Below are 22,790 nucleotides of genomic sequence, written 5' to 3'. Positions count from 1 at the left end.
GATCGCCCGGCTGCCGGCTCGCAAAAAAACAAATGCGCCGGGAGCCACGCTCCCGGCGCATTGGTGGCGAGCTGCCGGGCGCATCGCTTGCGCACAGCCCGCCATTCTACAGCTTGGCTGTCAGGCCACGTCCCGCAGCAAAGTCTTGGCTTCGGTCAGCAGCGGGTCCTGCGACTGCTCCACCACTTCCTGCAGCAATTCCCGCGCGCCTTCCTTGTCGCCGATCTCGATATAGGCGCGGGCCAGGTCGAACTTGATCTGCATGTCGCGGCCACCATCGGCGGAGTCGGCCGACAACGTGCTCGGCGAGATGCCGCGCGCCGTGTCGAGCCCGCTTTCCGCACTCACGCGGGACAGATCGATCGGCTCGGACAGCTTGCCGTCGCGCAGCATGGTCGGCGCCGGCAGGGACGAGCCGAACGAGGAACGTGCCTCGTCATGCACTTGCGCCGGGCTGTCGGCACGCGCGTCGGCATGGCCCGCCGGACTGAGGTCCAGCGAGATGCCGGACATGTCGAAGTCGAGCGGACGGCTACGCGTAGGCGTATCCAGCGCCGGGATGTCGTCATGACCGTCATGAGCACCGATGGCATCGGCCTCGGGCAGATCCAGGCCAAGGCCATCGTCCAGGCGCGCGGCTAGCGCCGAAGGCGCCGCCTCGCCATTGCCGAACACGCGCGAGGCGGACTCGGGCGCGGTGATCGGCGCACCGGCTGCCGGCGCGGGGAACCCATCCAGCGGCAGCGCGAAGTCTGCCAGGTCCGCCAGCGGGGTTTCACGCGGTGCCGCCGCCAGGTCTTGCGACGGATCGTGGGTGCGCCACTGATCGGCCGGCAAGGTAGTGGTGTCAACCGACGCGACATCGGGCGCCACATTCAAGTACAAGGCATTGTTCGGATCGAGGCTACGCCCCATCTCCGCTGCCTGTGTCCACTCCGCCCCGTGTCCTCCAGTCTGGGCGAACATTTCTTCTGCAATCACGCGAAAACCTTCCACATCCTGACGAGTGTTGTAAATCTCCATGAGCTTGAGGCGGATCGCCTGGCGCTCAGGGTTTTGCTGCAAGGCTTCGCGCAGGATTTCCTCGGCCTGCACATCGCGCCCGTAGGCGATATAGACATCGGCCTCGGCGATCGGATCGACCTCGTTGGCTTCCGCGGCATTGTTGCCAATGCGGAAATCCGCTCCGAACACGCTGTGCTGCGAGGTGTCCACGCTCTGCCCGCCCGCGGTGCCGAACAGCGAATTGCCGCCGGCCATGACGGTGCTTTCCTGCGACAGGATGCTGTCCCCGAAGGCCGCGCTGTCGCTGGTCTTCTGTTGCTGGCGCCGGCGATAGATCGCGTAGCCGCCCAGCAGGGCAATCAAGAGTCCGCCGCCTGGCAGCAGCATCGGATTGGCAAGCAGGTCTTCGATGAAGGACGGCTGGGCCACCGGCGCGGGCTGCGTCACGACCGGCGGGCGCTTGGCGGCAGGCGCGGAAGCGGCAGCAGGCCTGGCGGCAGCCGCAACGGTGGCGTCCGCGGCATTCGTGCCAGCACTACTGGCGTCAGCGGTGGCCGCAGGCGCGGACGCCGGGGATGCTGCGAGCGGCGCCGCTGCCGCGGCGGCCGTGGCCGCGCTGGTGCCAGCGCTGGCCGTTGCCGGGGCCGGCGCGGCAGCGTCGGCCTTAGCGGCCTCAGCCGGAACCACGGCAGGTGCGGCGGCGGGAGCTGCAGGTGCGGCGGCCGAGTCCTTGCCCGCCCCCTTCTGCACCTGGGCCAGCTTGGCGATCTCGGCGTTCTTCAGCTCGACCAGCCGCTGCATGTCGGTCACGTTCTTCTCAAGCTGCGCGAGGCGTGCCTCGGCCTCCTTGAGTTGGCGCTCCTTGGCGATAGTGGCTTCGGTTGCCGCAGCGGCAGCAGCTTGGCTGGCACGATCGGGCTTGCTGAGCTTGAGCTCGTCGCGTGGGCCGGCGGCCGGGGCGGCCTGTTCCTGCACGCGCGCGGTGACGTTGCCCGACTGTTCGCGGCCACTACCGGCCTCGACCGAGCGCCCCGCCGCCGCCGTAGCCAGGCGGCTGCGGTAAGCGTCGAAGCCCTGCGTGCGCGCCACCACTTCGCGGCGTGCCGCGCGGGGCGTGACCGATTGCGCCTCTTGCTGGCTAGGCACCTTGAGCACGGCGCCCGCCTTTAGGCGGTTCATATTGCCGCCAACGAAGGCGTTCGGATTGTTGCGATAAAGCGCGACCAGCATCTGGTCCAGCGATACCGAATCCTGTCCCTGGGACGCCTCGCCGGCAATGGCGGAGAGGTTGTCGCCTCGCTGCACGGTGTAGGTGCCGCCAGCCGCGGCAGCACCGTCCGCCGAAGCCTGCGTGGCGGCGCGGTGCGCACGCGGCGCTGGAGCCTTGGCCTGGGGCCGTGGCGCCGGGCTGGCCGCCACGGGAGGCGGAGCCTGCACCGACGGCGCGGGCACGGGCGCGGCGCTTGGCGCGGGCGCCGCCGGGCTGGTGGCGCCCGATTCGTCGGGCGTGCCCGCCTGCACTACGGTGGTTGGCGAGAATGTCTGGTTGGAAGGCTTGGCTCCTGCCGGATCCAGCAGGAAGGTATACGCGCGCGACACCTTGCCGCTCGCCCATGTCATGTCAACCAGGATGTCGACAAAGGGCTCGCTGAGCGGCTGGGTTGACCGGACCCGTGCCACATAGCTCCCATTGGGGCGGCGCTCGACCTGCAGCCGCAGGCTGCTGACCGCAGGCAGATATGTCAGGCCGGCCTTGGCATATGCATCGGGCGACGCCAGCTTGACGGCCAGGCCGTCCGCTTCTTCCGCACTGACGCCGCTAATATCGATTTCCGCTTGCAGCGGCTGACCCAGATTCGACTGTACCCGCAATTGCCCGAACCCCGCGGCATACGCGGCCGGCTGCGCGAGCAGCAAACCGAGTGCCGTGAAGGCCAGCGTTGACCAGCGCTGGCGGGCGGTAGGCGCATCTTTCCGGCGATGTTGGCTCACACTCACCTTGTGCTCCGTTGTGTTCTAGTAGTGAAATTAACTTAACATCAATGGTTTAGCGCAGCAAGTTAGCGTCCCGACTGAGCCCCGCGCCAACTTGTACGGACGTGCGGATGACCGCCCCGCAGCCCGGCATATGCCGCCTGTATTGTGACGCAACACCGGGAAAAATAGGCGGCTGGGCGTGACAACGCCGCGCACAGGCGCGGCGTTGTTATCAAAGCCCGTGGTTTCTGTTGCCTTGCTGCAACGGAACCACGGAGGCCTTGCGCGGAGCCTCAAGACATGGACCAAGACATGACTCAAGCGCTGCTTGGGAGCAAGTCCCTGGCTCAGGCTTCGATCAGGATGCGCAGCATACGACGCAGGGGCTCGGCGGCGCCCCACAGCAGCTGGTCGCCGACGGTGAAGGCCGAGAGGTATTCTCCGCCCATCTGCATCTTGCGCAGGCGTCCCACCGGAATGGTCAGGGTGCCGGTCACGGCGGCCGGCGTGAGGTCGGTCATGCTGGCCTCACGGGTATTCGGCACCACCTTGGCCCACTGGTTGTTTTCGGCCAGCATGGCTTCGATCTCATCGAGCGGCACGTCGCGGCGCAGCTTGATGGTCAGCGCCTGCGAATGGCAGCGCATGGCGCCAATGCGCACGCACAGGCCGTCCACGGCGATCGGCGCAGCGCCGGTCGCGCCCAGGAAGCCTTCGCCGCGACCCAGGATCTTGTTGGTCTCGGCGCCGGCCTTCCATTCTTCCTTCGACACGCCGTTGCCCAGGTCCTTGTCGATCCAGGGAATCAGGTTGCCAGCGAGCGGCACGCCGAACTGCTTGGTTTCGTCCGCGGACAGGCCGTGCTGGGTCGCCAGGATGGTGCGGTCGATTTCCAGGATGGCCGATGCCGGGTTATCCAGCAGCGACTTGACCGACGCGTTGAGCGTGCCGAACTGCGTCAGCAGCTCGCGCATGTGCTGCGCGCCACCGCCCGAAGCAGCCTGGTAGGTCATGGACGTCATCCAGTCGATCAGGTCGTGCTGGAACAGGCCGCCCAGGCCCATCATCATGCAGCTGACCGTGCAGTTGCCGCCGATGAAATTCTTGACGCCCTTCGTGAGTGCGTCCTTGATGACACCAAGGTTGACCGGATCCAGCACGATGATGGCATCGTCCTTCATCCGCAGCGAGGACGCCGCGTCGATCCAGTAGCCCTTCCAGCCAGCTGCGCGCAGCTGCGGGAAAATCTCGTTGGTGTAGTCACCGCCCTGGGCGGTGAGGACAACGTCGCACTTCTTCAGCGCTTCGATGTCGTTCGCATCCTTGAGCTTGGTTTCATTCTTGGCCATGGCCGGAGCCTGGCCGCCAGCGTTGGACGTGCTGAAGAATACGGGCTCGATATGGTCGAAATCGCGCTCTTCCTGCATGCGTTGCATCAGGACGCTGCCGACCATTCCTCGCCAGCCGACGAGACCTACAATCATGACTAACCTCGGATGTGATTTGAACTTCCCCGCGCTTTCCTCGCCCGACGTGACTGCGCGGGGAAGACGAGCAGGCACGACGAACGATCTAGCCGATCGTTTTGGTAGTAATGGTTTTAATCGTCGTTGCGGTAAGCGGGTGGCCGTGCGAACCCAGGCCAACCGGGCTGCGGGTAGCAACCGGGGCGGCGATGGCAGTCGAGGGGGACTGGAAGATTCGGACCATTCGCGAAGTCTACACGATTTTGCGGCGCTGCCACACGGGGGAAATCGGGGACAAATGAAAGAAAAGGCGCCGCATGCGGCGCCTTTTTAACTTTAATGCGGCTTACAGGGCCGCGAGCACGGCCTCGCCCATTTCACGCGTGCCGACTTGCTTGCAGCCCGGCGTCAGGATGTCGCCGGTGCGATAGCCCTGGGCCAGCACCTTCTTGACGGCGTTCTCGATGCGGTCGGCCTGTTCGGCGCGGTTCAGCGAGAAGCGCAGCATCATCGCCGCCGACAGGATGGTGGCCAGCGGATTGGCCACGCCCTTGCCCGCGATGTCCGGAGCGGAGCCGTGCGACGGTTCGTACAGGCCCTTGTTGTTGGCGTCCAGCGAAGCCGACGGCAGCATGCCGATCGAACCCGTCAGCATGGCAGCCTCGTCCGACAGGATGTCGCCGAACATATTGCCGGTGACGATCACGTCGAAGCTCTTGGGCGCCTTGACCAGCTGCATGGCCGCGTTGTCCACGTACATGTGCGACAGCTCGACTTCCGGGTATTCCTTGTGCACGTCGATCACGACGTCCTTCCAGAACTGGAAAGTCTCGAGCACGTTGGCCTTGTCCACGCTGCACAGCCTCTTGCCGCGCTTGGCCGCGGCCTGGAAGGCCACGTGGGCGATGCGGCGGATTTCCGGCTCGCTGTAGCGCATGGTATCGAAGCCTTCGCGTGCGCCCTTGAAAGGACCGTCCGGGGCTTCGCGCATGCCGCGCGGCTGGCCAAAGTAGATGTCGCCGTTCAGCTCGCGCACGATCAGGATGTCCAGGCCGGCCACCAGCTCGGGCTTCAAGCTGGACGCACCAGTCAGTTCCGGATAGCAGATCGCCGGACGGAAGTTGGCGAACAGCTGCAGGTGCTTGCGCAGGCCGAGGATGGCCTGCTCGGGACGCAGCGGGCGATCCAGCTTGTCGTACTTCCAGTCGCCCACGGCGCCGAACAGGATGGCGTCGGCTTCCTGGGCCAGCTTGAGCGTGGCGTCGGGCAGCGGATGGCCGCTGGCCTCGTAGCCGGCGCCGCCCACCGGGGCGGTTTCCATCTCGAATTTTTCGTCGAGCGCGTTCAGGACCTTGACGGCCTCCGCGATGATCTCGGGACCGATGCCGTCACCCGGCAGGACTGCGATTTTCATGCTTTGTCTTCCTTGTTTTGTCTCAGCGTCTCAGCTTACCAGCCGGCCTCAGCCGACCACGCGGTTGTTCAGCCACGGCATCCTGGCCACGCGCTCGGCCTCATACGCCTTGATCTTGTCGGCATGGCGCAGGGACAGGCCGATATCGTCAAAGCCGTTGAGCATGCAGTACTTGCGGAACGGCGCGATGTCGAACGGGTAGCTGTTGCCGCCCGGCGTGACCACCAGTTGCTTATCGAGATCGATGGTCAGCTTGTAGCCGTTGAACGCATTGGTCTCGTTGAAGATGTGGTCGACCTGCAACTCGGTCAGCACCACCGGCAGCAGGCCGTTCTTGTAGCAGTTGTTGAAGAAGATGTCGGCAAAGCTCGGCGCGATCACGGCGCGAAAGCCATATTGCGTCAGCGCCCAGGGCGCGTGCTCGCGCGAGCTGCCGCAGCCGAAGTTGCGGCGGGCCAGCAAGATCGAGCCGCCCTGGTAACGCGGCTGGTTGAGCACGAAGTCCGGGTTCAGCGGGCGGAGGCTGTTGTCTTGCCCGGGCTGGCCCACATCCTTGTAGCGCCATTCGTCGAACAGGTTCGGGCCAAAGCCGGTGCGCTTGATCGACTTGAGGAATTGCTTGGGGATGATGGCGTCGGTGTCGACGTTCTCGCGGTCCAGCGGCACCGTGAGCCCGCTGTGTACAGTGAACTTGTCCATGGTCGGTTCCTTACTTCTTTGCCGCGCTTTCGAGCGAGCGGCCTGCGGCCTGTGTGTCCTTGCCAAGGCCGGCCATCGTATGGCAGCCGGCCAGTTGCAGCATGCCCAGGCATGCGAGCAACACAATCAGGGCTTGTTTCATGATGAGCCTGCGCGAATTAGCTGAGCTGGCGGATATCGACGAAGTGGCCTTCGATGGCGGCCGCGGCGGCCATCGCCGGGCTCACCAGGTGAGTCCGGCCACCGGCGCCCTGGCGCCCTTCGAAGTTGCGGTTCGAAGTCGACGCGCAGCGCTCGCCCGCCTCCAGGCGGTCGGCATTCATGGCCAGGCACATCGAGCAGCCTGGCTCACGCCACTCAAAACCCGCGGCCTTGAAGACCTTGTCCAGCCCTTCACGCTCGGCTTGCTCCTTGACCAGGCCCGAGCCCGGCACCACCATCGCCAGCTTCACGTTGGACGCCACGCGCCGCCCCAGCTTCTGCACGACCCACGCAGCGGCGCGCATGTCCTCGATGCGGGAGTTGGTGCAGGAACCGATAAAGACCTTGTCGATCTTGATGCTGTCCACCGGCACGTTGGGCTGCAGGCCCATGTACTCGAGCGCGCGCTCCATGGCGTTGCGCTTGTTCGGGTCTTTTTCCTTCTCGGGATCCGGCACGCGGTCCTCGATGCTGACCACCATCTCGGGCGAGGTGCCCCAGGTCACCTGCGGACGGACCTCTTCCGCGCGCAGCTCGACCACCTGGTCGAAATGCGCACCGGCGTCCGAATGCAGCGTGCGCCAGTAGCCCACGGCCTGCTCCCACTCCACGCCCTGCGGCGAGAACGGGCGGCCCTTGACGTACTCGAGCGTGACATCGTCCACCGCCACCAGGCCAGCGCGCGCGCCCGCCTCGATGGCCATGTTGCACACCGTCATGCGCCCTTCCATGCTCAGGTCGCGAATGGCCGAGCCGGCGAACTCGATGGTGTAGCCGGTGCCGCCCGCGGTGCCGATCTTGCCGATCACCGCCAGCACGATGTCCTTGGCGGTGCATCCGCGCGGCAGCTTGCCTTCCACGCGCACCAGCATGTTCTTGGCCTTCTTGCCCAGCAACGTCTGCGTGGCCAGCACGTGCTCCACCTCGGAGGTGCCGATGCCGTGCGCCAGCGCGCCAAACGCGCCGTGCGTGCTGGTATGCGAATCGCCGCAGACCACCGTCATGCCCGGCAGCGTAGCGCCCTGCTCCGGCCCGATCACGTGCACGATGCCCTGGCGCAGGTCGTTCATCTTGAACTGGGTGATGCCGTACGCGTCGCAGTTGTTATCCAGCGTATCCACCTGCAGCTTCGACACCGGATCGGCAATGCCCTGGCTACGATCCGTGGTCGGCACGTTGTGGTCCGACACCGCCAGGTTGGCGCTGATGCGCCAGACCGGGCGCTGCGCCAGCTTCAGGCCTTCGAACGCCTGCGGGCTGGTGACTTCGTGCAGCAGATGGCGATCGATGTACAGCATCGTGGTGCCGTCATCCTCGACGTGCACGGTGTGGTCATCCCAAAGTTTGTCGTAAAGCGTCTTGGCCATGATGCAGGGGGGGCGGGCCGGGACCGTTTGGTACAGCACGGTTGGCGGCGTCGCGCGGTAGTTTGGGGGATTTTTCGCAGGAACGCGGGCAACGAAATGCGGCTTGCTGCGATGCTTGACTTCACAATCGATTATGCCACAGCGATAGCGCGCGACCGGGCCGTGGCCGGCCTGCGCGGCGGCGGAAATGTAATGTGATTGGCGAAAGGGGGATTTCGCCGATGGCGAAAAGGGGGAATGGCGAGGGTCTTCTCCCGCTCGCCCGCCAGGCGGGTGAGCGGGAGAAAAACTGGGCTCAACCGCCCAGGTAAGCGCTCTTGATGCGGTCGTTGGCCAGCAGATTGGCGCCGGTGTCCGCCAGCACCACGCGCCCCGTCTCCAGCACATAGCCGCGATCCGCCACGCCCAGCGCCTTGTTGGCGTTCTGCTCGACCAGGAACACTGTGACGCCCTCGTCACGAATGGTCCGGATGATGTCGAAGATCTGTGCGATCACCAGCGGTGCCAGGCCGAGCGTCGGCTCGTCCAGCAACAGCAGGCGGGGCCGGCTCATCAGTGCGCGGCCGATGGCCAGCATCTGCTGCTCGCCGCCGGACATGGTGCCGGCGCGTTGCGTGGAGCGCTGCTTGAGCCGTGGGAAGAGCTTATAGACGTGCTCGACGCCCGCCTCGATCTCGTCGCGCTTGCCGAAGAAGGCGCCCATCTTCAGGTTGTCCAGCACCGTCAGGCTGGGAAACACGCGCCGCCCCTCCGGCGAGATCGCCATGCCGAGGCGCATGATCTCGTGCGTGGGACGGCGCGTGATGTCCTGCCCTTCAAACATCACGCGCCCGCTCGACGCGCGCGGCGAGCCGCACACGGTCATCATCAGCGTGGTCTTGCCAGCGCCGTTGCTGCCGATCAGCGTGACGATCTCGCCCTTGTTCACCTCAATCGATACGCCAGACAGCGCTTCGATCGCGCCGTAATGGGTATGGACTTGTTCCAGCTTCAGCATCAGTCCTCTCCCAGGTAAGCCTTGATCACGCGCGGGTCGTTGCGCACTTCGGCCGGTTTGCCGACCAGGATCGGGCGGCCGTGTTCCATCACCAGGATGCGGTCGGACACGCCCATCACCAGACTCATGTCGTGCTCGATCAGCAGCACCGAGATCTTGTGCTCGCGCCGCAACTGGTCGATCAGCTGCGACAGCTCGACCTTTTCCTGCGGGTTGAGGCCGGCAGCCGGCTCGTCAAGCATCAGCAGGCGCGGATTGGTGATCATGCAGCGCGCGATTTCCAGCCGGCGCTGGTGGCCATACGACAGCGTGCCCGCCTCGCGGTTGGCCACGCCACGCAGCCCCATGCGCTCGAGCCACAGCGCGGCACGCTCCAGCGCCTCGCGCTCGGCACGGCGGTAGGCCGGCGTGGCAAACAGCCCGCGCAGCAGCCCGGAGCGTACCTGCAGGTGTTGCGCCACCAGCAGGTTCTCGACCACCGTCAGTTGCTTGAACAAGCGGATGTTCTGGAACGTGCGCACCAGGCCACGGCGCGCCACCTGGTGGCTCGGCAGGCGGGCGATCGAATGCCCGTCCAGCATGACCTCGCCGGCGGTGGGCTTATAAAAGCCGCCCACGCAATTGAACACCGTGGTCTTGCCCGCGCCGTTGGGGCCGATGATGGCGAAGACCTCATCGCGGCGCACATCGAAATCGATGCCGTCGACCGCCAGCAGGCCGCCGAAGCGCATCTGCAGGCCGGAGACTTTCAGCAGTTCCGCTGATTGAACTTGGCTCATTGCGGCAACTCCACATGGGGGCGGCTCGCGGGCAGCAGGCCCTGCGGACGCCACATCATCATCAGCACCATCACCAGGCCGAAAATCAGCATGCGGTACTCGGCGAAGCCGCGCGCCATTTCCGGCAGCGCGGTCAGCAGGATAGCGGCCAGGATCACGCCCAGCTGCGAGCCCATGCCGCCCAGCACCACCACCGCCAGGATCAGCGCGGACTCGATAAAGGTGAACGATTCGGGATTGACCAGGCCCTGGCGCGCGGCGAAGAACGCGCCGCCCAGGCCGGCGAAGGCCGCGCCCAGCGTGAACGCCGACAGCTTGATGCGGGTCGGGTTCAAGCCCAGCGACCGGCAGGCGATTTCATCCTCGCGCAGGGCTTCCCATGCGCGGCCCATCGGCATGCGGATCAGCCGGCTGGTGACGAACAGCGTGAAGCCCACCAGCAGCAGCGCCAGCAGGTAGAGGAAGATCACCATGTGCTCGCCGCTGTAGTCCCAGCCCAGCAACTCATGAAAGGTCTTGACGCCTTCCACGCTCGAACTGCGCGCCATCTCGATGCCGAACACGGTCGGCTTCGGGATGCCCGACACGCCATCCGGTCCACCGGTGAGGCCGGTCAGGTTGTTGAGCAGCAGGCGGATGATCTCGCCGAAGCCCAGCGTGACGATGGCCAGGTAGTCGCCGCGCAGCCTCAGCACCGGAAAACCCAGCACGAAGCCGAACAGCGCCGACATGCCGGCGGCGATCGGCAGGCACTCCCAGAAGGTCAGCCCGAAGTATTGGTTGAGCAGCGCGTAGGTGTAGCCGCCAACCGCGTAGAAGCCGACGTAGCCCAGGTCGAGCAGGCCGGCATAGCCCACCACGATATTCAGGCCGAGGCCCAGGATCACGTAGATCAGCGCCAGCGTGGCCACGTCCACCGCGCCGCGCGAGCCGAAGAACGGGAACACCAGGCCAACCGCCAGCAGCAGCCAGATCACCTTGCGCTGCTGGGTCGCGCCCAGCGCGGGCAGGCTCGGCACCTTGACGCCGGCCGTGGCGCGCTGGAACAGCGGCTTGAAGAGCTGGAACAGGAAGACCGCACCCACCGCCAGCCACACCGGCTTCCAGTGCGGCTCGAGCACGACCTTGTAGCCATCGAGCTTCAACTGCAGCCCCAGCACGGGAATGGTCAGGATGGCCGTCATCACGGCCGCGACGATGGCGTTCTTCAGGTTCTGCCCTGCCGGCGCGCCCTGCGCCAAACTGATTGGCGTAGAAATAGCTTGTGTCATAGCGTCCTCACACCTTTTCAACGTCAGGCTTGCCCAGCAGCCCGGTCGGGCGGAACAGCAGGATCAGCACCAGCAGGCCGAACGCCACCACGTCCTTGTACTCGGCCGGCATATAGCCGGAAGCAAAGGTCTCGGCCAGGCCCAGCAGCACGCCGCCGAGCATGGCGCCCGGGATGCTGCCGATGCCGCCCAGCACGGCCGCGGTGAAGGCCTTGATGCCGGCCACGAAGCCGATATACGGGTTGAGCTTGCCGATGGTCAGGCCGATCAGCACGCCGCCCACCGCGGCCAGCATCGCGCCCAGCACGAAGGTGAAGGAGATCACGCGGTTGGTGTCGATGCCGAGCAGGTTGGCCATGCGCATGTCCTCGGCGCAGGCACGGCAGGCGCGGCCCATGCGCGAGTGGCCGATGAACAGCGTCAGCGCGAGCATCAGCACCAGCGTCACGCCCACGATCAGCAGGCGCGAATACGGTACGGTCACGGTGAAATCGCTGCCCATCTGGAACTCGATGGCGCCGGAGATCAGCACCGGCACGGACATGTCGCGCGCGCCCTGCCCGATCTGCACATAGTTCTGCAGGAAGATCGACATGCCGATGGCGGAGATCAGCGGCACCAGCCGCGGACCGCCGCGCAGGGGCCGGTAGGCCACGCGCTCCACGGCAAAACCATACAAACCGGTGACCAGGACGGACACCAGCAAGGCGGCGCCCAGCACCAGCGGCAGCGGATAGCCCGCGCTCGCGCCGATGGCGGTGAGCGTCACCAGGCCCACGTAGGCGCCGATCATATAGATCTCGCCGTGGGCAAAATTGATCATGCCGATGATGCCGTAGACCATGGTGTAGCCAATGGCGATCAGCGCATAGATCGCACCCAGCGTCAGGCCATTGACCAGCTGCTGGGTAAACTGTGGAAGGAACTCGTTCATGCGGGAAGCCCCATAACTTTGAAGCTGGAGACGCCGGCGTTGCAGGAGGTGCGCAAGCGCCGGGCCGGCTCCGTAATGCCGGATATGCCCAGGCCCCGGGCGCGGCGGATAAACCGCGCCGGCCGGGCAACCGGACCCCGATACCAAAACGCCCCGCTCAAGCCATGAGCGGGGCGCGCAAAGCCAATGTGCGGCTTAGTTGGCAGCGGTCTTGGTGGCGTCCTTGTGCCAGGTAAACACAACGAACTTGAACGACTTCAGGTCGCCCTGCGCGTCGTACTCGACCTTGCCGATCGGAGTCTGGAAGGCGTTCTTGTGCATGTACGCGGCAACCTTGGTCGGATCGGTGCTCTTGGCGCCGGCGATGGCGTCGCCAATGATCTGGACCGCGGCGTAGGCCGGCATCTGGAACGGACCGTTGGCGTCACGCTTCTTGTCGGCGAAGGCCTTGACCAGCGCGGCGTTGGACGGATCGGCGGAGAAGTCGGCCGGCAACGTGACCAGCATGCCTTCCGAAGACGCGCCGGCGATGGCCGTCACGTCCTTGTTGCCCACGCCTTCAGGACCCATGAAGGTCGCCTTGACGCCCTGCTCGCGCGCCTGGCGCAGCAGCAGGCCCATTTCCGGGTGATAGCCGCCGAAGTAGACGAAGTCCACGCCTTGCGACTTGAGCTTGGTAATGACGGCGGAGTAGTCCGAATCGCCGGCGTTCACGCCTTCGAACACAGCCACGGGGATCTTGGCGGCTTCCAGGTCCTTCTTCACCGACGAGGCAATGCCCTGGCCGTACGACTGCTTGTCGTGCAGGATCGCGACCTTCTTGGGCTTGATCTTGGTGATGATGTACTGGGCAGCAGCCGGGCCTTGCTGGTCGTCGCGGCCGATGGTGCGGAAGATGAATTTGCGCTTCTTGTTTTCGGTCAGCTGCGGCGCGGTGGCCGACGGCGTCACCATGACGATGCCTTCGTTCTCGTAGATGTCCGAAGCCGGGATGGTCGAGCCCGAGCACACGTGGCCGATCACGTAATGGATCTTCTGGCTGACGATCTTGTTGGCTACCGCCACGGCCTGCTTCGGTTCGCAGGCGTCGTCCATCATCACCACTTCGAACTTGTTGCCGCCCGCACCGCCGGCGGCATTGATCTGCTCGATGGCAGTCAGCGCACCAGCCTTGACCATGTCGCCGTACTGGGCGACGGAGCCACTCATGGGGCCGGCAATGGCAATCTTGACGGTTTCAGCGTTGGCAGCGGCGCCGAAAGCGCACAGGGCCGTGGCCAGGGAGATGGACGTAAGACGGGACAGCGTCATTCAGGAGCTCCTCGATTATGGTTGGGTCATGGGCTGAGACGGCATGACCTGCGCAATCGAACAACACCCGCGAGCTAAAACCTGGAAAAGACGCCCGAGACGCGGAAGACGGGCCTGCAAGAAATGAAGCGTGTGCGGGGCCCGGCATGTGTCAGCCCTCCTATGCAATCCATGCAACGGAAGACCTTGGTTCGGAAAGACAACGTTGATGCGTTCTCTATTGCGCAGGTGATTCGCCTGCCCCGCTCGCCTCAACGCAGTCCGGAAGGGTGGCCCGGCTGCTGTCGGCAAAGCAGCCCGCATTATAGGGTCAAATTCCGCGCCGGATGGCACATTTGCACAACAAATGAGGATCTTAATGGTAGTAACACAGCACAAATCGTCGGAAATTGGCGTTATCGCCACGTTTCACGCAATAAATCTTTTGCGCCGCACAAGTGCCGGCGAGCTTGGAGGACAAGGCCTTGGCAAGGCCGATGCGTTTGGTATTGCTGCGCCGCCCCAGCGAGCCATTTCGCGTCTTGGCTGGGGGATCAGATCCGTGCACGTGCACGCGCAAAAAACAAAAACGCCCCGGCCATGGCCGGGGCGTTTCGTGATGCATACGGCGCCGTGACTGCCAGCGCCGCCTTACCGGGGCATTAACGCGTGCCCATATCCGGCACGTTGCGGCTTGCCGCGCCGTTGAACAGCTGGCGCGGACGGCCGATCTTGTATTCCGGATCGGTGATCATTTCTTCCCACTGCGAGATCCAGCCCGGGGTACGGGCCAGAGCGAAGATGCAGGTGAACAGCGACGTCGGGATGCCGAGTGCGCGTTGCACGATGCCAGAGTAGAAGTCGACGTTCGGATACAGCTTGCGGCTGACGAAGTACTCGTCTTCCAGCGCGATCTTTTCCAGTTCCATGGCGAGCTTGAACAGCGGGTCGTTGTGCAGGCCCAGTTCGTTCAGCACTTCATAGCAGGTTTCGCGCATCAGCTTGGCACGCGGATCGTAGTTCTTGTACACGCGGTGGCCAAAGCCCATCAGGCGCACGCCCGAGTTCTTGTCCTTGACCTGCTTGATGAACTCGGTGATGTTGTCGACGCTGCCGATTTCCTCAAGCATCTTGAGGGCGGCTTCGTTGGCGCCACCGTGGGCCGGGCCCCACAGGCAAGCCACGCCGGCGGCGATGGCGGCGAACGGGTTGGTACCCGAGGAGCCAGCCAGGCGCACCGTGGAGGTGGAGGCGTTCTGCTCGTGGTCCGCGTGCAGGATGAAGATGCGGTCGAGCGCGCGCTCGAGCACCGGGTTCACCTTGTACGGGGCGCACGGCGTGGAGAACATCATCTGCATGAAGTTGCCCGAGTAGGACAGGTCGTTCTGCGGATAGATGTACGGCTGGCCGATGTTGTACTTGTAGGCCATGGCGACCAGGGTCGGCATCTTGGCGATCAGGCGGATCGCGGAGATTTCGCGCTGGTGCGGATCATCGATGTCCATGGCGTCGTGGTAGAACGCGCTCATGGCGCCCACCAGGCCCGTCAGGACGGCCATCGGGTGGGCATCGCGGCGGAAGCCGCGCAGGAAGAACTGCATCTGCTCGTGAACCATGGTGTGGTTCATCACGGCGCCCACGAATTCTTCCTTCTGCTTGGCATTGGGCAGTTCGCCCTTGAGCAGCAGGTAACAGGTTTCCAGGTGGTCGCACTTGGTAGCCAGTTGCTCGATCGGGTAGCCGCGATACAGCAGCTCACCCTTGTCCCCGTCGATGTAGGTGATCTTCGAATTGCACGAAGCCGTCGACATGAAACCGGGGTCATAGGTGAACTTGCCGGTTTGTCCGTACAGCTTGCGAATATCGATTACGTCGGGGCCAACGGTACCCGTATAAATCGGCAGCTCAACGCTGGGGGAACCATCGGAAAACGATAGCGTGGCTTTCACATCGGACGGCGTCATGTCGGTTCCTTCTAATGCTGACTAATAATGTTGACGAAACTCAGACCGAACGCAGCAGGGCAATCACGTGCTGCATCGGGGGCGTGTCGAGCTCACCGTCCAGCTCCTTGCGCGCAAGAAGCAGGTCCATCAACTCGTTGTCGCTCAGCTCGAAGAGTTCGGAGAGCGAGGCCACGTCCTGGTCGGAGAGGCTTTCTTCGTAACGGTTGAAAAAACGTTCGACGATGATGTCGTTCTCCAGGAGGCCGCGCCGCGCGCGCCAGCGCAGTCGTGCACGCCGGTGCGGGTCGGCCTGGTGGGAGAAACTGGGGGAAACACTTTCGGTCATAGGTACCTACTTCCGGCGCGCCGGTCGGGTATGCAGTTTGATAGCCCGGACTGACGCGCCGCTTACAACAACCGCGCAGGATCAGACCGAGCGGCGAACCATCAGCTCTTTGATCTTGCCGATGGCCTTGGTCGGGTTCAACCCCTTCGGGCAAACGTCGACGCAGTTCATGATGCTGTGGCAACGGAACAGGCGGTACGGGTCGTTCAGGTCGTCCAGGCGCTGGCTGGTCGCCTGGTCGCGGCTGTCCGCGATAAAGCGATAGGCTTGCAGCAGGCCGGCCGGGCCGACGAACTTATCCGGGTTCCACCAGAACGACGGGCACGACGTCGAGCAGCTTGCGCACAAGATGCACTCATACAGGCCGTCCAGCTCGTCGCGCTCCTCGGGCGACTGCAGGCGCTCTTTCTCGGGCGGCGGCTCGTCGTTGATGAGGTACGGCTTGATCGAGTTGTACTGCTTGAAGAACTGCGTCATGTCGACGATCAGGTCGCGCACCACCGGCAGGCCGGGCAGCGGACGCAAGACGATGCGTTCCGGCAGCTCGAGCATGTTGGTCAGGCAGGCCAGACCGTTCTTGCCGTTGATGTTCATCGCGTCCGATCCGCACACGCCTTCGCGGCACGAGCGGCGGAACGAAATGGTTTCGTCCAGCTTCTTCAGCTTGACCAGCGCGTCCAGCAGCATGCGCTCATGACCGTCGAGCTCGACTTCGTACGTTTGCATGCGGGGGGCCGCATCCTTGTCCGGGTCGTAGCGGTAGACTTCGAAAATACGCTTCATTTCTGTGGGTCCTGTGGGTCCTACGCGGTGCTTAGAAGGTCCGGGCCTTGGGAGGAACGCTTTCCACCGTCAGCGGGTTCATCTTCACCGGCTTGTAGTCGAGGCGGTTGCCTTCGCTGTAGAACAGCGTGTGCTTGAGCCAGCTCTCGTCGTCGCGATTCGGGAAGTCGCTGTGCGCGTGCGCACCGCGGGATTCCTTGCGGGCAGCTGCCGAAATCATGGTGGCCTTGGCCACTTCCACCAGGTTGGCCACTTCCAGGGCTTCCACCAGTGCGGTGTTGAAGACCTTGGACTTGTCCTTCAGATGGATGTTGTCAGCACGTTCCGCCACTTCGAGGATGCGCTCGACGCCTTCGTCCATCAGCTTCTGCGTACGGAACACGCCCGCATGCGACTGCATGTTCTTGCGGATGTCGTTGGCCACGTCCTGGGTGTATTCGCCCGACGACGACGATTGCAGCTTGGCCAGGCGCGACATGGCGCGGTCGGCAGCATCGGCCGGCAGCGGCTTGTGCTCTTTCTGCTTGATCGAGGTCGCCGCGATGTGGTTGCCGGCCGCGCGGCCGAACACCACCAGGTCCAGCAGCGAGTTGGTGCCCAGGCGGTTGGCGCCGTGCACCGACACGCAGGAGCATTCGCCGATCGCGTAGAAACCGTTGATGACTTCGTTGGGGTTGCCGTTCTTCGGCGCCACCACCTGGCCATTGATATTGGTCGGGATACCGCCCATCTGGTAATGGATGGTCGGCACCACCGGGATCGGTTCCTTGATCGCGTCGACGTTGGCGAACTTGACGCCGATCTCGCGGATCGACGGCAGGCGCTTCATGATGGTGTCGGCCCCGACGTGCGTCAGGTCCAGCAGCACGTAGTCGCCGTTCGGGCCACAACCGCGGCCTTCCTTGATTTCCTGGTCCATCGAGCGCGAGACGAAGTCGCGCGGCGCCAGATCCTTCAGCGTCGGCGCATAGCGCTCCATGAAGCGCTCGCCGTCCTTGTTACGCAGGATACCGCCTTCCCCGCGCACGCCTTCGGTGATCAGCACGCCCGCGCCGGCCACGCCGGTCGGGTGGAACTGCCAGAACTCCATGTCTTCCAGCGGCACGCCTGCGCGCGCTGCCATGCCCAGGCCGTCACCGGTGTTGATGAAGGCATTGGTCGACGCGGCGTAGATACGGCCGGCGCCGCCGGTGGCGAACAGCGTGGTCTTGGCCTCGAGGATGTAGACCTCGCCGGTTTCCATTTCCAGCGCGGTCACGCCCAGCACGTCGCCGTCGGCGTCGCGGATCAGGTCCAGCGCCATCCACTCGACGAAGAAATGCGTCTTGGCGCGCACATTACGCTGGTACAGCGTGTGCAGCAGTGCGTGGCCGGTACGGTCGGCAGCCGCGCAAGCGCGCTGGACCGGCTTCTCGCCGTAGTTCGACGTATGGCCGCCGAACGGACGTTGGTAGATGGTGCCGTCGGCGTTACGGTCGAACGGCATGCCGAAGTGCTCGAGCTCGTAGACGACCTTGGGGGCTTCACGGCACATGAATTCGATTGCGTCCTGGTCGCCCAGCCAATCGGAACCCTTGATGGTGTCGTAGAAGTGATAGTGCCAGTTGTCCTCGCTCATGTTGCCGAGCGAAGCGCCAATGCCACCCTGCGCCGCCACGGTGTGCGAGCGCGTCGGGAAAACCTTGGAGAGCACGGCGACATTCAGGCCGGCTTCCGCGAGCTGGAGGGATGCGCGCATCCCAGCGCCGCCCGCCCCGACGATGACCACGTCAAAGCGACGACGCGGCAATCCTGTCTTGACTGCGACCATTTATTACACCCTCCAGAGAATCTGAGCTGCGTAGCCCGCACAACCGACGAGCCACAGAATCGTAAGAACTTGCAGCACGAGGCGCACTGCCATCGGCTTCACATAGTCCATCCAGATGTCGCGCACGCCAATCCAGGCGTGATACAGCAGCGACAGGATGGTGAGGAACGTGATGATCTTCATCCACTGGTTGGAGAAGAGACCTGCCCACGCTTCGTAGGAAGCGCCGTTCGAGAGCAGGAAGGCGACTGCCAGCACGATGGTGAAGACCACCATGATGACAGCGGTGACGCGCTGCGCGAGCCAGTCTTTGAGACCGTAGTGCGCACCGACGACCAGACGCTTGGGACCGATATTATTATTTGCCACGTTGACTCTCTCCTCAGAACAGGCCGAACAGCTTCAGGCCGAACACAGCGGTGAGCAACAGGCTGATGATCAGCACGGCAACAGCGGACTTCGCCGAAGCGGGCTTGGTCACGCCAACGTGCACGTCGAGCAGCAGGAAACGGATGCCGGCGCAGAAGTGGTGCAGGTAACCCCAGATCAGAGCCAGCAGAACCAGCTTGACGAAGCCGCCGGACAGAAGCGCCGAGAACTTTGCGAAGCTCAGTTCGGAAGTGACGCTCTGCTCGAAGAGATACAGGACGAAAGGAAGGAGGAGGAACATCAGAGCGCCGCTTGCGCGATGCAGGATGGACACCTTGCCGGCCCAGGGCAACCTGTAACGCGCCAGCTGCGTCACATGGATGTTCCTGAACTCCGGCCTGGCTTGTTTGGCTTCAGCCATTGCTAGACCCCATTTGCGGTAAACAAAAAACGAAACTTCTGAGCGCCCTGGATGCAAATGGATGCAGCCGGAGCAAATCCCGATAATTTTAGCGCCTTTGTTGCGCGGCGCACCAATAATTTTCAGCTATCGCGCACCAACATGGCGTGCCCGACAATCGCACGCAACCATGCCGCGAGGTAATCATCCCTGCTTTGCGCAACAGCGGCGGCTGCCGTGGCTGCAACAGCAATAATCGACATGGATTGCATTCCGGCGTATCAGCTCAAATCGTTCTGATAATAGTGCCGGGTGGTTACATACAGGCCGCGGCGGACTTCGACGGGCCGGTCGCCATAGGTGAACGAGACGCGCTCGACAGACAAAAGCGGCGTGCCCGCATCCACGGACAACAGCGACGCGGTGGCCTGGTCAGCGGCCACCGCGCGGATTTTTTCGCTCGCCCGGATCATGCGCGTGCCGAACTCGGCCTCGAACAGCGCATACATCGGGCCCTTCCATTCGGTCAGCTTCTCGGCCGTCAGGCCCTTGAAGTTGGTGCCCAGCAGCCAGATTTCGTCCAGCACGGTCGGCTCGCCGGAGAAAAACAGCACGCGGCGGATCTGCACCACGCCATCGCCGGTGCGGATGTCGAGAAGGCGTGCGATTTCGGCCGGCGCGCGCAGGCGCTTGCATTCCAGCACCTGGCTGGCCCCATAATGGGGCTCGCCCTCGTCCGGCACCAGACGCAGGAAGCGGAACTTCACGCCATCCTCGTGGTGCGTCGTGACAAAGGTGCCCTTGCCCTGGCGGCGCGCCACCAGGTTCTCGGCTGCGAGTTCGTCGATGGCCTTGCGCACGGTGCCCTGGCTGACCTTGTAGCGGGCCGCCAGGTCCATTTCACTGGGGATCATGTCGCCGGGCTTCCATTCACCGGACTGCAGGCTCTGCGTGATGAGCGCCTTGATCTGCTGGTAGAGTGGGCTGAATGTTGGCGAGGCCGCCGCCGCGGACGGCTGCGTCCCGGCGCCGGACGTAGCGGCGCCGTTATCCTGCACTGCAGCAACGGCAGTGCCGGCGAGGGACGGGGGCAGGGATGACATAGGCGAATTTCACCACAAAACGAGGAAGCACGTCCAGCCCACCATCAAATGTCTTATGTCTTATATAAGACATATGAATTGACAACACAAATGGGCAGGCCTACACTCCCGCAGGTTTCACGCCTGCACCCGCTCTGGATACGGCACCCCTCTTCGCAGTAGACTTACGCTTTGTCGCACCCCATGACCCGTTGTGGCTCTCTCCAGTCGGTACCGCTAGCAGCGCGCCGGCGGATTGCCGCTTGCCGCCGTGGCGACAAACCCGCAACCGGTGACGTCCGGACTACCCTCCGGCCAGACACCGACCAGTTTCCCCCTCTTCTTGTTTGGAGAATTACTCATGGCTAAAGCCCCAATGCGCGTCGCAGTCACCGGCGCCGCTGGCCAGATCGGCTACTCCCTGCTGTTCCGCATCGCCAATGGCGACATGCTTGGCAAAGACCAGCCGGTCATCCTCCAATTGCTCGACCTCCCGCAAGCCCAGGCCGCCGTCAAGGGCGTGGTGATGGAACTGGAAGATTGCGCATTCCCGCTGCTGGCCGGCGTGGTGATCACCGACGACCCCAAGGTCGCGTTCAAGGACGCCAACGTCGCGCTGCTGGTCGGTGCCCGTCCGCGTAGCAAGGGCATGGAACGCAAGGACCTGCTCGAAGCCAACGCACAGATCTTCACGGTGCAAGGCAAGGCGCTGGACGAAGTCGCCGCCCGCGACATCAAGGTGCTGGTGGTCGGCAACCCGGCCAACACCAACGCCTACATCGCGATGAAGTCGGCTCCGAGCCTGCCCAAGGAGAACTTCACCGCCATGCTGCGCCTGGATCACAATCGTGCCCTGTCGCAAATCGCCGCCAAGACCGGCAAGCCGGTCGCGTCGATCGAGAAGATGTTCGTCTGGGGCAACCACAGCCCGACCATGTACGCCGACTACCGCTACGCGACCGTCGACGGCCAGAGCGTCAAGGACCTGATCAACGACCACGCCTGGAACAACGACGTGTTCCTGCCGACCGTTGGCAAGCGCGGCGCCGCCATCATCGAAGCCCGTGGCCTGTCGTCGGCAGCTTCGGCCGCCAACGCTGCCATCGACCACGTGCATGACTGGGTCCTGGGCTCGAACGGCAAGTGGGTCACCATGGGCATCCCGTCGGACGGTTCGTACGGCATCCCCGAAGACACCATGTTCGGCTTCCCGGTGACCACCGCCAACGGCAAGTACGAAATGGTCAAGGGCCTCGAAGTCGACGCCTACAGCCAGGAAAAGATCAATATCACGCTCAAGGAACTGGAAGAAGAGCGTGCCGGCGTGCAGCACCTGCTCGGCTGATCCAGGATCCAGGCAGCGCCAATGACTAGACCGGAGCCTCGCATCGATTCACGAATCGGCGCAGGCTCCGGTTTTTTCATTCTGGCGCCCCGCCCCTTCCTCCCTCAACCGCTATTCGATTGAATAAAGTGCATCCTTCCGAGGTCTTGTTCCAGGGCGAAGCCATTCCGACGCAACTGCCGGTCTGCGACCACTATGCCGGCAACGAAAAGCTGATGCTGAAATCGCTTGCCCTGCAGCAAGAGCTTGGGCCCGTCTTCGATATCACCTTCGACTGCGAAGACGGCGCCGCCGTCGGGCTGGAGCGCGAGCACGCCGAATTGTGCGCACGCCTCATCAACAGCCCGCAAAACCACTTCAACCGCGTGGGCGTGCGCATCCATGACCCGGCGCACCCCTGTTGGCGCCAGGACATCGACATCCTGGTGGGCAGCGCCGGCGCCCGGCTGGCCTATGTGGTGGTGCCCAAGGTGACCGATGTGGTCGAGGTCGCGCGCGTCACAGACCACGTGAACCAGGCGGCCCGCGCCGCCGGCATCGCACGGCACATCCCTATTCATGTGCTGATAGAGACGCATGCCGCATTGGACCAGGTATTCGATATCGCCCGCCTCGTGCAGGTGGAATGTCTCAGCTTCGGGCTGATGGATTTCGTTTCCGCCCACCACGGCGCCATCCCGGGCGACGCCATGCGCTCGCCGCAGCAGTTCGAGCACCCGCTGATCCGGCGCGCCATGCTGGAGATCTCGGCCGCCTGCCATCGGTACGGCAAGGTGCCCTCGCATAACGTCAGCACCGATATCGAGCAGCCATCCCGCGCCGGAGACGATGCCCTGCGCGCTCGGGCCGAATTCGGCTACCTGCGCAAGTGGAGCATCCACCCGAGCCAGATCCAGCCGATCGTGGCGGCCTTCCGCCCCAGCGGCACGGAGATTGGCGCGTCCAGCGAGATCCTGCTGGCCGCCTACGAGAACAACTGGGCGCCGATCCGCCACCAGGGCCAGTTGCACGACCGGGCCAGCTACCGGTACTACTGGTCGCTTCTGCAGCGGGCGCACGCCACCGGTGCTGATTTGCCCGGCACGGTGCTCGAACGCTTCTTTGCTTGAACGTTGCCTGGCGCGCGCCAGGCGATGACCACGGTGTGCCACAGGATCGACCCCGCGCTTGGCTCGGGCAAGAGACCAGACAGGAAACGCGATGTCAGAGCAGCAGCCAGTCCCGCAGAACGGCCCGAAGCCGAAGAAATCCGTCGCCCTGTCGGGCGTGACCGCCGGCAATACCGCGCTGTGCACGGTCGGCCGTACCG

The 22,790-nt window shown here is 64.1% G+C and carries 20 protein-coding genes; 2 read left to right on the top strand and 18 right to left on the bottom strand.

The window, feature by feature from the left end; all coding sequences use genetic code 11:
• Positions 1-120: 120 nt before the first annotated feature.
• From AC1RQK_RS34060 to AC1RQK_RS33975, 18 genes are all read right to left on the bottom strand, one after another.
• Positions 121-3,003 carry a motility hub landmark protein FimV gene (locus AC1RQK_RS34060; RefSeq protein ID WP_492813782.1) on the bottom strand — a complete coding sequence of 961 codons (2,883 nt, stop codon included), beginning with the start codon at positions 3,001-3,003 and terminating at the stop codon, positions 121-123.
• Positions 3,004-3,329: 326 nt separating this feature from the next.
• Positions 3,330-4,466, bottom strand: coding sequence for an aspartate-semialdehyde dehydrogenase (gene asd / locus AC1RQK_RS34055; protein ID WP_492813780.1), 1,137 nt, complete (start codon positions 4,464-4,466; stop codon positions 3,330-3,332).
• Between the two features lie 328 nt (positions 4,467-4,794).
• Positions 4,795-5,862: a 3-isopropylmalate dehydrogenase gene (gene leuB, locus AC1RQK_RS34050; RefSeq protein WP_492376532.1), complete on the bottom strand. Its 1,068-nt coding sequence runs from the start codon at positions 5,860-5,862 to the stop codon at positions 4,795-4,797.
• Between the two features lie 48 nt (positions 5,863-5,910).
• Entirely contained in the window at positions 5,911-6,561 is a 651-nt protein-coding gene (gene leuD, locus AC1RQK_RS34045; RefSeq protein ID WP_150993316.1) for a 3-isopropylmalate dehydratase small subunit, read from the bottom strand.
• 10 nt (positions 6,562-6,571) lie between these two features.
• Positions 6,572-6,703, bottom strand: a complete 132-nt coding sequence (locus tag AC1RQK_RS34040) for an entericidin A/B family lipoprotein (RefSeq protein WP_006161612.1) — start codon at positions 6,701-6,703, stop codon at positions 6,572-6,574.
• A 16-nt stretch (positions 6,704-6,719) separates the two neighbouring features.
• Positions 6,720-8,129 carry a 3-isopropylmalate dehydratase large subunit gene (gene leuC / locus AC1RQK_RS34035; RefSeq protein WP_174428408.1) on the bottom strand — a complete coding sequence of 470 codons (1,410 nt, stop codon included), beginning with the start codon at positions 8,127-8,129 and terminating at the stop codon, positions 6,720-6,722.
• 295 nt (positions 8,130-8,424) lie between these two features.
• A complete protein-coding gene (locus tag AC1RQK_RS34030; protein WP_043348012.1) occupies positions 8,425-9,126 on the bottom strand; it encodes an ABC transporter ATP-binding protein in 702 nt (233 codons plus the stop codon).
• On the bottom strand, positions 9,126-9,905 hold the full coding sequence (gene livG / locus AC1RQK_RS34025) for a high-affinity branched-chain amino acid ABC transporter ATP-binding protein LivG (RefSeq protein ID WP_043348014.1): 780 nt from the start codon (positions 9,903-9,905) through the stop codon (positions 9,126-9,128). Before livG ends, AC1RQK_RS34030 begins: the two co-directional genes overlap by 1 nt.
• Complete coding sequence (locus AC1RQK_RS34020; RefSeq protein ID WP_492813776.1) at positions 9,902-11,176, bottom strand: high-affinity branched-chain amino acid ABC transporter permease LivM; 1,275 nt, start codon at positions 11,174-11,176, stop codon at positions 9,902-9,904. The genes livG and AC1RQK_RS34020 overlap by 4 nt, the downstream gene beginning before the upstream one ends.
• 7 nt (positions 11,177-11,183) lie before the next feature.
• Positions 11,184-12,110, bottom strand: a complete 927-nt coding sequence (gene livH, locus AC1RQK_RS34015; RefSeq protein WP_043348021.1) for a high-affinity branched-chain amino acid ABC transporter permease LivH — start codon at positions 12,108-12,110, stop codon at positions 11,184-11,186.
• A gap of 195 nt (positions 12,111-12,305) precedes the next feature.
• A complete protein-coding gene (locus tag AC1RQK_RS34010; protein WP_150993326.1) occupies positions 12,306-13,421 on the bottom strand; it encodes a branched-chain amino acid ABC transporter substrate-binding protein in 1,116 nt (371 codons plus the stop codon).
• A 641-nt stretch (positions 13,422-14,062) separates the two neighbouring features.
• Positions 14,063-15,364, bottom strand: a complete 1,302-nt coding sequence (gltA, locus tag AC1RQK_RS34005; protein ID WP_006161619.1) for a citrate synthase — start codon at positions 15,362-15,364, stop codon at positions 14,063-14,065.
• Between the two features lie 40 nt (positions 15,365-15,404).
• A complete protein-coding gene (locus tag AC1RQK_RS34000) occupies positions 15,405-15,692 on the bottom strand; it encodes an FAD assembly factor SdhE (protein ID WP_006161620.1) in 288 nt (95 codons plus the stop codon).
• A gap of 81 nt (positions 15,693-15,773) precedes the next feature.
• Positions 15,774-16,475 carry a succinate dehydrogenase iron-sulfur subunit gene (locus AC1RQK_RS33995; protein ID WP_043348027.1) on the bottom strand — a complete coding sequence of 234 codons (702 nt, stop codon included), beginning with the start codon at positions 16,473-16,475 and terminating at the stop codon, positions 15,774-15,776.
• A gap of 31 nt (positions 16,476-16,506) precedes the next feature.
• On the bottom strand, positions 16,507-18,285 hold the full coding sequence (gene sdhA / locus AC1RQK_RS33990; RefSeq protein WP_043348030.1) for a succinate dehydrogenase flavoprotein subunit: 1,779 nt from the start codon (positions 18,283-18,285) through the stop codon (positions 16,507-16,509).
• A 3-nt stretch (positions 18,286-18,288) separates the two neighbouring features.
• Entirely contained in the window at positions 18,289-18,654 is a 366-nt protein-coding gene (sdhD, locus tag AC1RQK_RS33985; protein ID WP_043348033.1) for a succinate dehydrogenase, hydrophobic membrane anchor protein, read from the bottom strand.
• A gap of 13 nt (positions 18,655-18,667) precedes the next feature.
• On the bottom strand, positions 18,668-19,075 hold the full coding sequence (gene sdhC / locus AC1RQK_RS33980; RefSeq protein ID WP_150993516.1) for a succinate dehydrogenase, cytochrome b556 subunit: 408 nt from the start codon (positions 19,073-19,075) through the stop codon (positions 18,668-18,670).
• 260 nt (positions 19,076-19,335) lie between these two features.
• Entirely contained in the window at positions 19,336-20,157 is an 822-nt protein-coding gene (locus tag AC1RQK_RS33975; RefSeq protein WP_183033200.1) for a GntR family transcriptional regulator, read from the bottom strand.
• Between the two features lie 340 nt (positions 20,158-20,497).
• Between AC1RQK_RS33975 and AC1RQK_RS33970 the strand changes: the two genes are divergently transcribed.
• Positions 20,498-21,481: a malate dehydrogenase gene (locus AC1RQK_RS33970; protein WP_150993520.1), complete on the top strand. Its 984-nt coding sequence runs from the start codon at positions 20,498-20,500 to the stop codon at positions 21,479-21,481.
• 128 nt (positions 21,482-21,609) lie between these two features.
• Positions 21,610-22,590, top strand: a complete 981-nt coding sequence (locus AC1RQK_RS33965) for an HpcH/HpaI aldolase/citrate lyase family protein (RefSeq protein ID WP_492376494.1) — start codon at positions 21,610-21,612, stop codon at positions 22,588-22,590.
• Positions 22,591-22,790: the final 200 nt, after the last annotated feature.

The organism is Cupriavidus sp. GW822-FHT02D05, from assembly GCF_058802485.1.
The sequence above is the reverse complement of the archived record's forward strand: the minus strand, read 5'-3'. Positions and strand labels throughout refer to the sequence as shown.

Bases quoted from the DNA above. Each gene is read 5' to 3' on its own strand.
- livH (WP_043348021.1), bottom strand. From the start codon at position 12,110: ATGAACGAGTTCCTTCCACAGTTTACCCAGCAGCTGGTCAATGGCCTG.
- AC1RQK_RS34000 (WP_006161620.1), bottom strand. From the start codon at position 15,692: ATGACCGAAAGTGTTTCCCCCAGTTTCTCCCACCAGGCCGACCCGCAC.
- leuC (WP_174428408.1), bottom strand. From the start codon at position 8,129: ATGGCCAAGACGCTTTACGACAAACTTTGGGATGACCACACCGTGCAC.
- AC1RQK_RS34010 (WP_150993326.1), bottom strand. From the start codon at position 13,421: ATGACGCTGTCCCGTCTTACGTCCATCTCCCTGGCCACGGCCCTGTGC.
- leuB (WP_492376532.1), bottom strand. From the start codon at position 5,862: ATGAAAATCGCAGTCCTGCCGGGTGACGGCATCGGTCCCGAGATCATC.
- sdhC (WP_150993516.1), bottom strand. From the start codon at position 19,075: ATGGCTGAAGCCAAACAAGCCAGGCCGGAGTTCAGGAACATCCATGTG.
- AC1RQK_RS34040 (WP_006161612.1), bottom strand. From the start codon at position 6,703: ATGAAACAAGCCCTGATTGTGTTGCTCGCATGCCTGGGCATGCTGCAA.
- asd (WP_492813780.1), bottom strand. From the start codon at position 4,466: ATGATTGTAGGTCTCGTCGGCTGGCGAGGAATGGTCGGCAGCGTCCTG.
- AC1RQK_RS34020 (WP_492813776.1), bottom strand. From the start codon at position 11,176: ATGACACAAGCTATTTCTACGCCAATCAGTTTGGCGCAGGGCGCGCCG.
- livG (WP_043348014.1), bottom strand. From the start codon at position 9,905: ATGAGCCAAGTTCAATCAGCGGAACTGCTGAAAGTCTCCGGCCTGCAG.
- AC1RQK_RS33970 (WP_150993520.1), top strand. From the start codon at position 20,498: ATGGCTAAAGCCCCAATGCGCGTCGCAGTCACCGGCGCCGCTGGCCAG.
- AC1RQK_RS33975 (WP_183033200.1), bottom strand. From the start codon at position 20,157: ATGTCATCCCTGCCCCCGTCCCTCGCCGGCACTGCCGTTGCTGCAGTG.
- AC1RQK_RS33995 (WP_043348027.1), bottom strand. From the start codon at position 16,475: ATGAAGCGTATTTTCGAAGTCTACCGCTACGACCCGGACAAGGATGCG.
- AC1RQK_RS34030 (WP_043348012.1), bottom strand. From the start codon at position 9,126: ATGCTGAAGCTGGAACAAGTCCATACCCATTACGGCGCGATCGAAGCG.
- sdhA (WP_043348030.1), bottom strand. From the start codon at position 18,285: ATGGTCGCAGTCAAGACAGGATTGCCGCGTCGTCGCTTTGACGTGGTC.
- gltA (WP_006161619.1), bottom strand. From the start codon at position 15,364: ATGACGCCGTCCGATGTGAAAGCCACGCTATCGTTTTCCGATGGTTCC.
- leuD (WP_150993316.1), bottom strand. From the start codon at position 6,561: ATGGACAAGTTCACTGTACACAGCGGGCTCACGGTGCCGCTGGACCGC.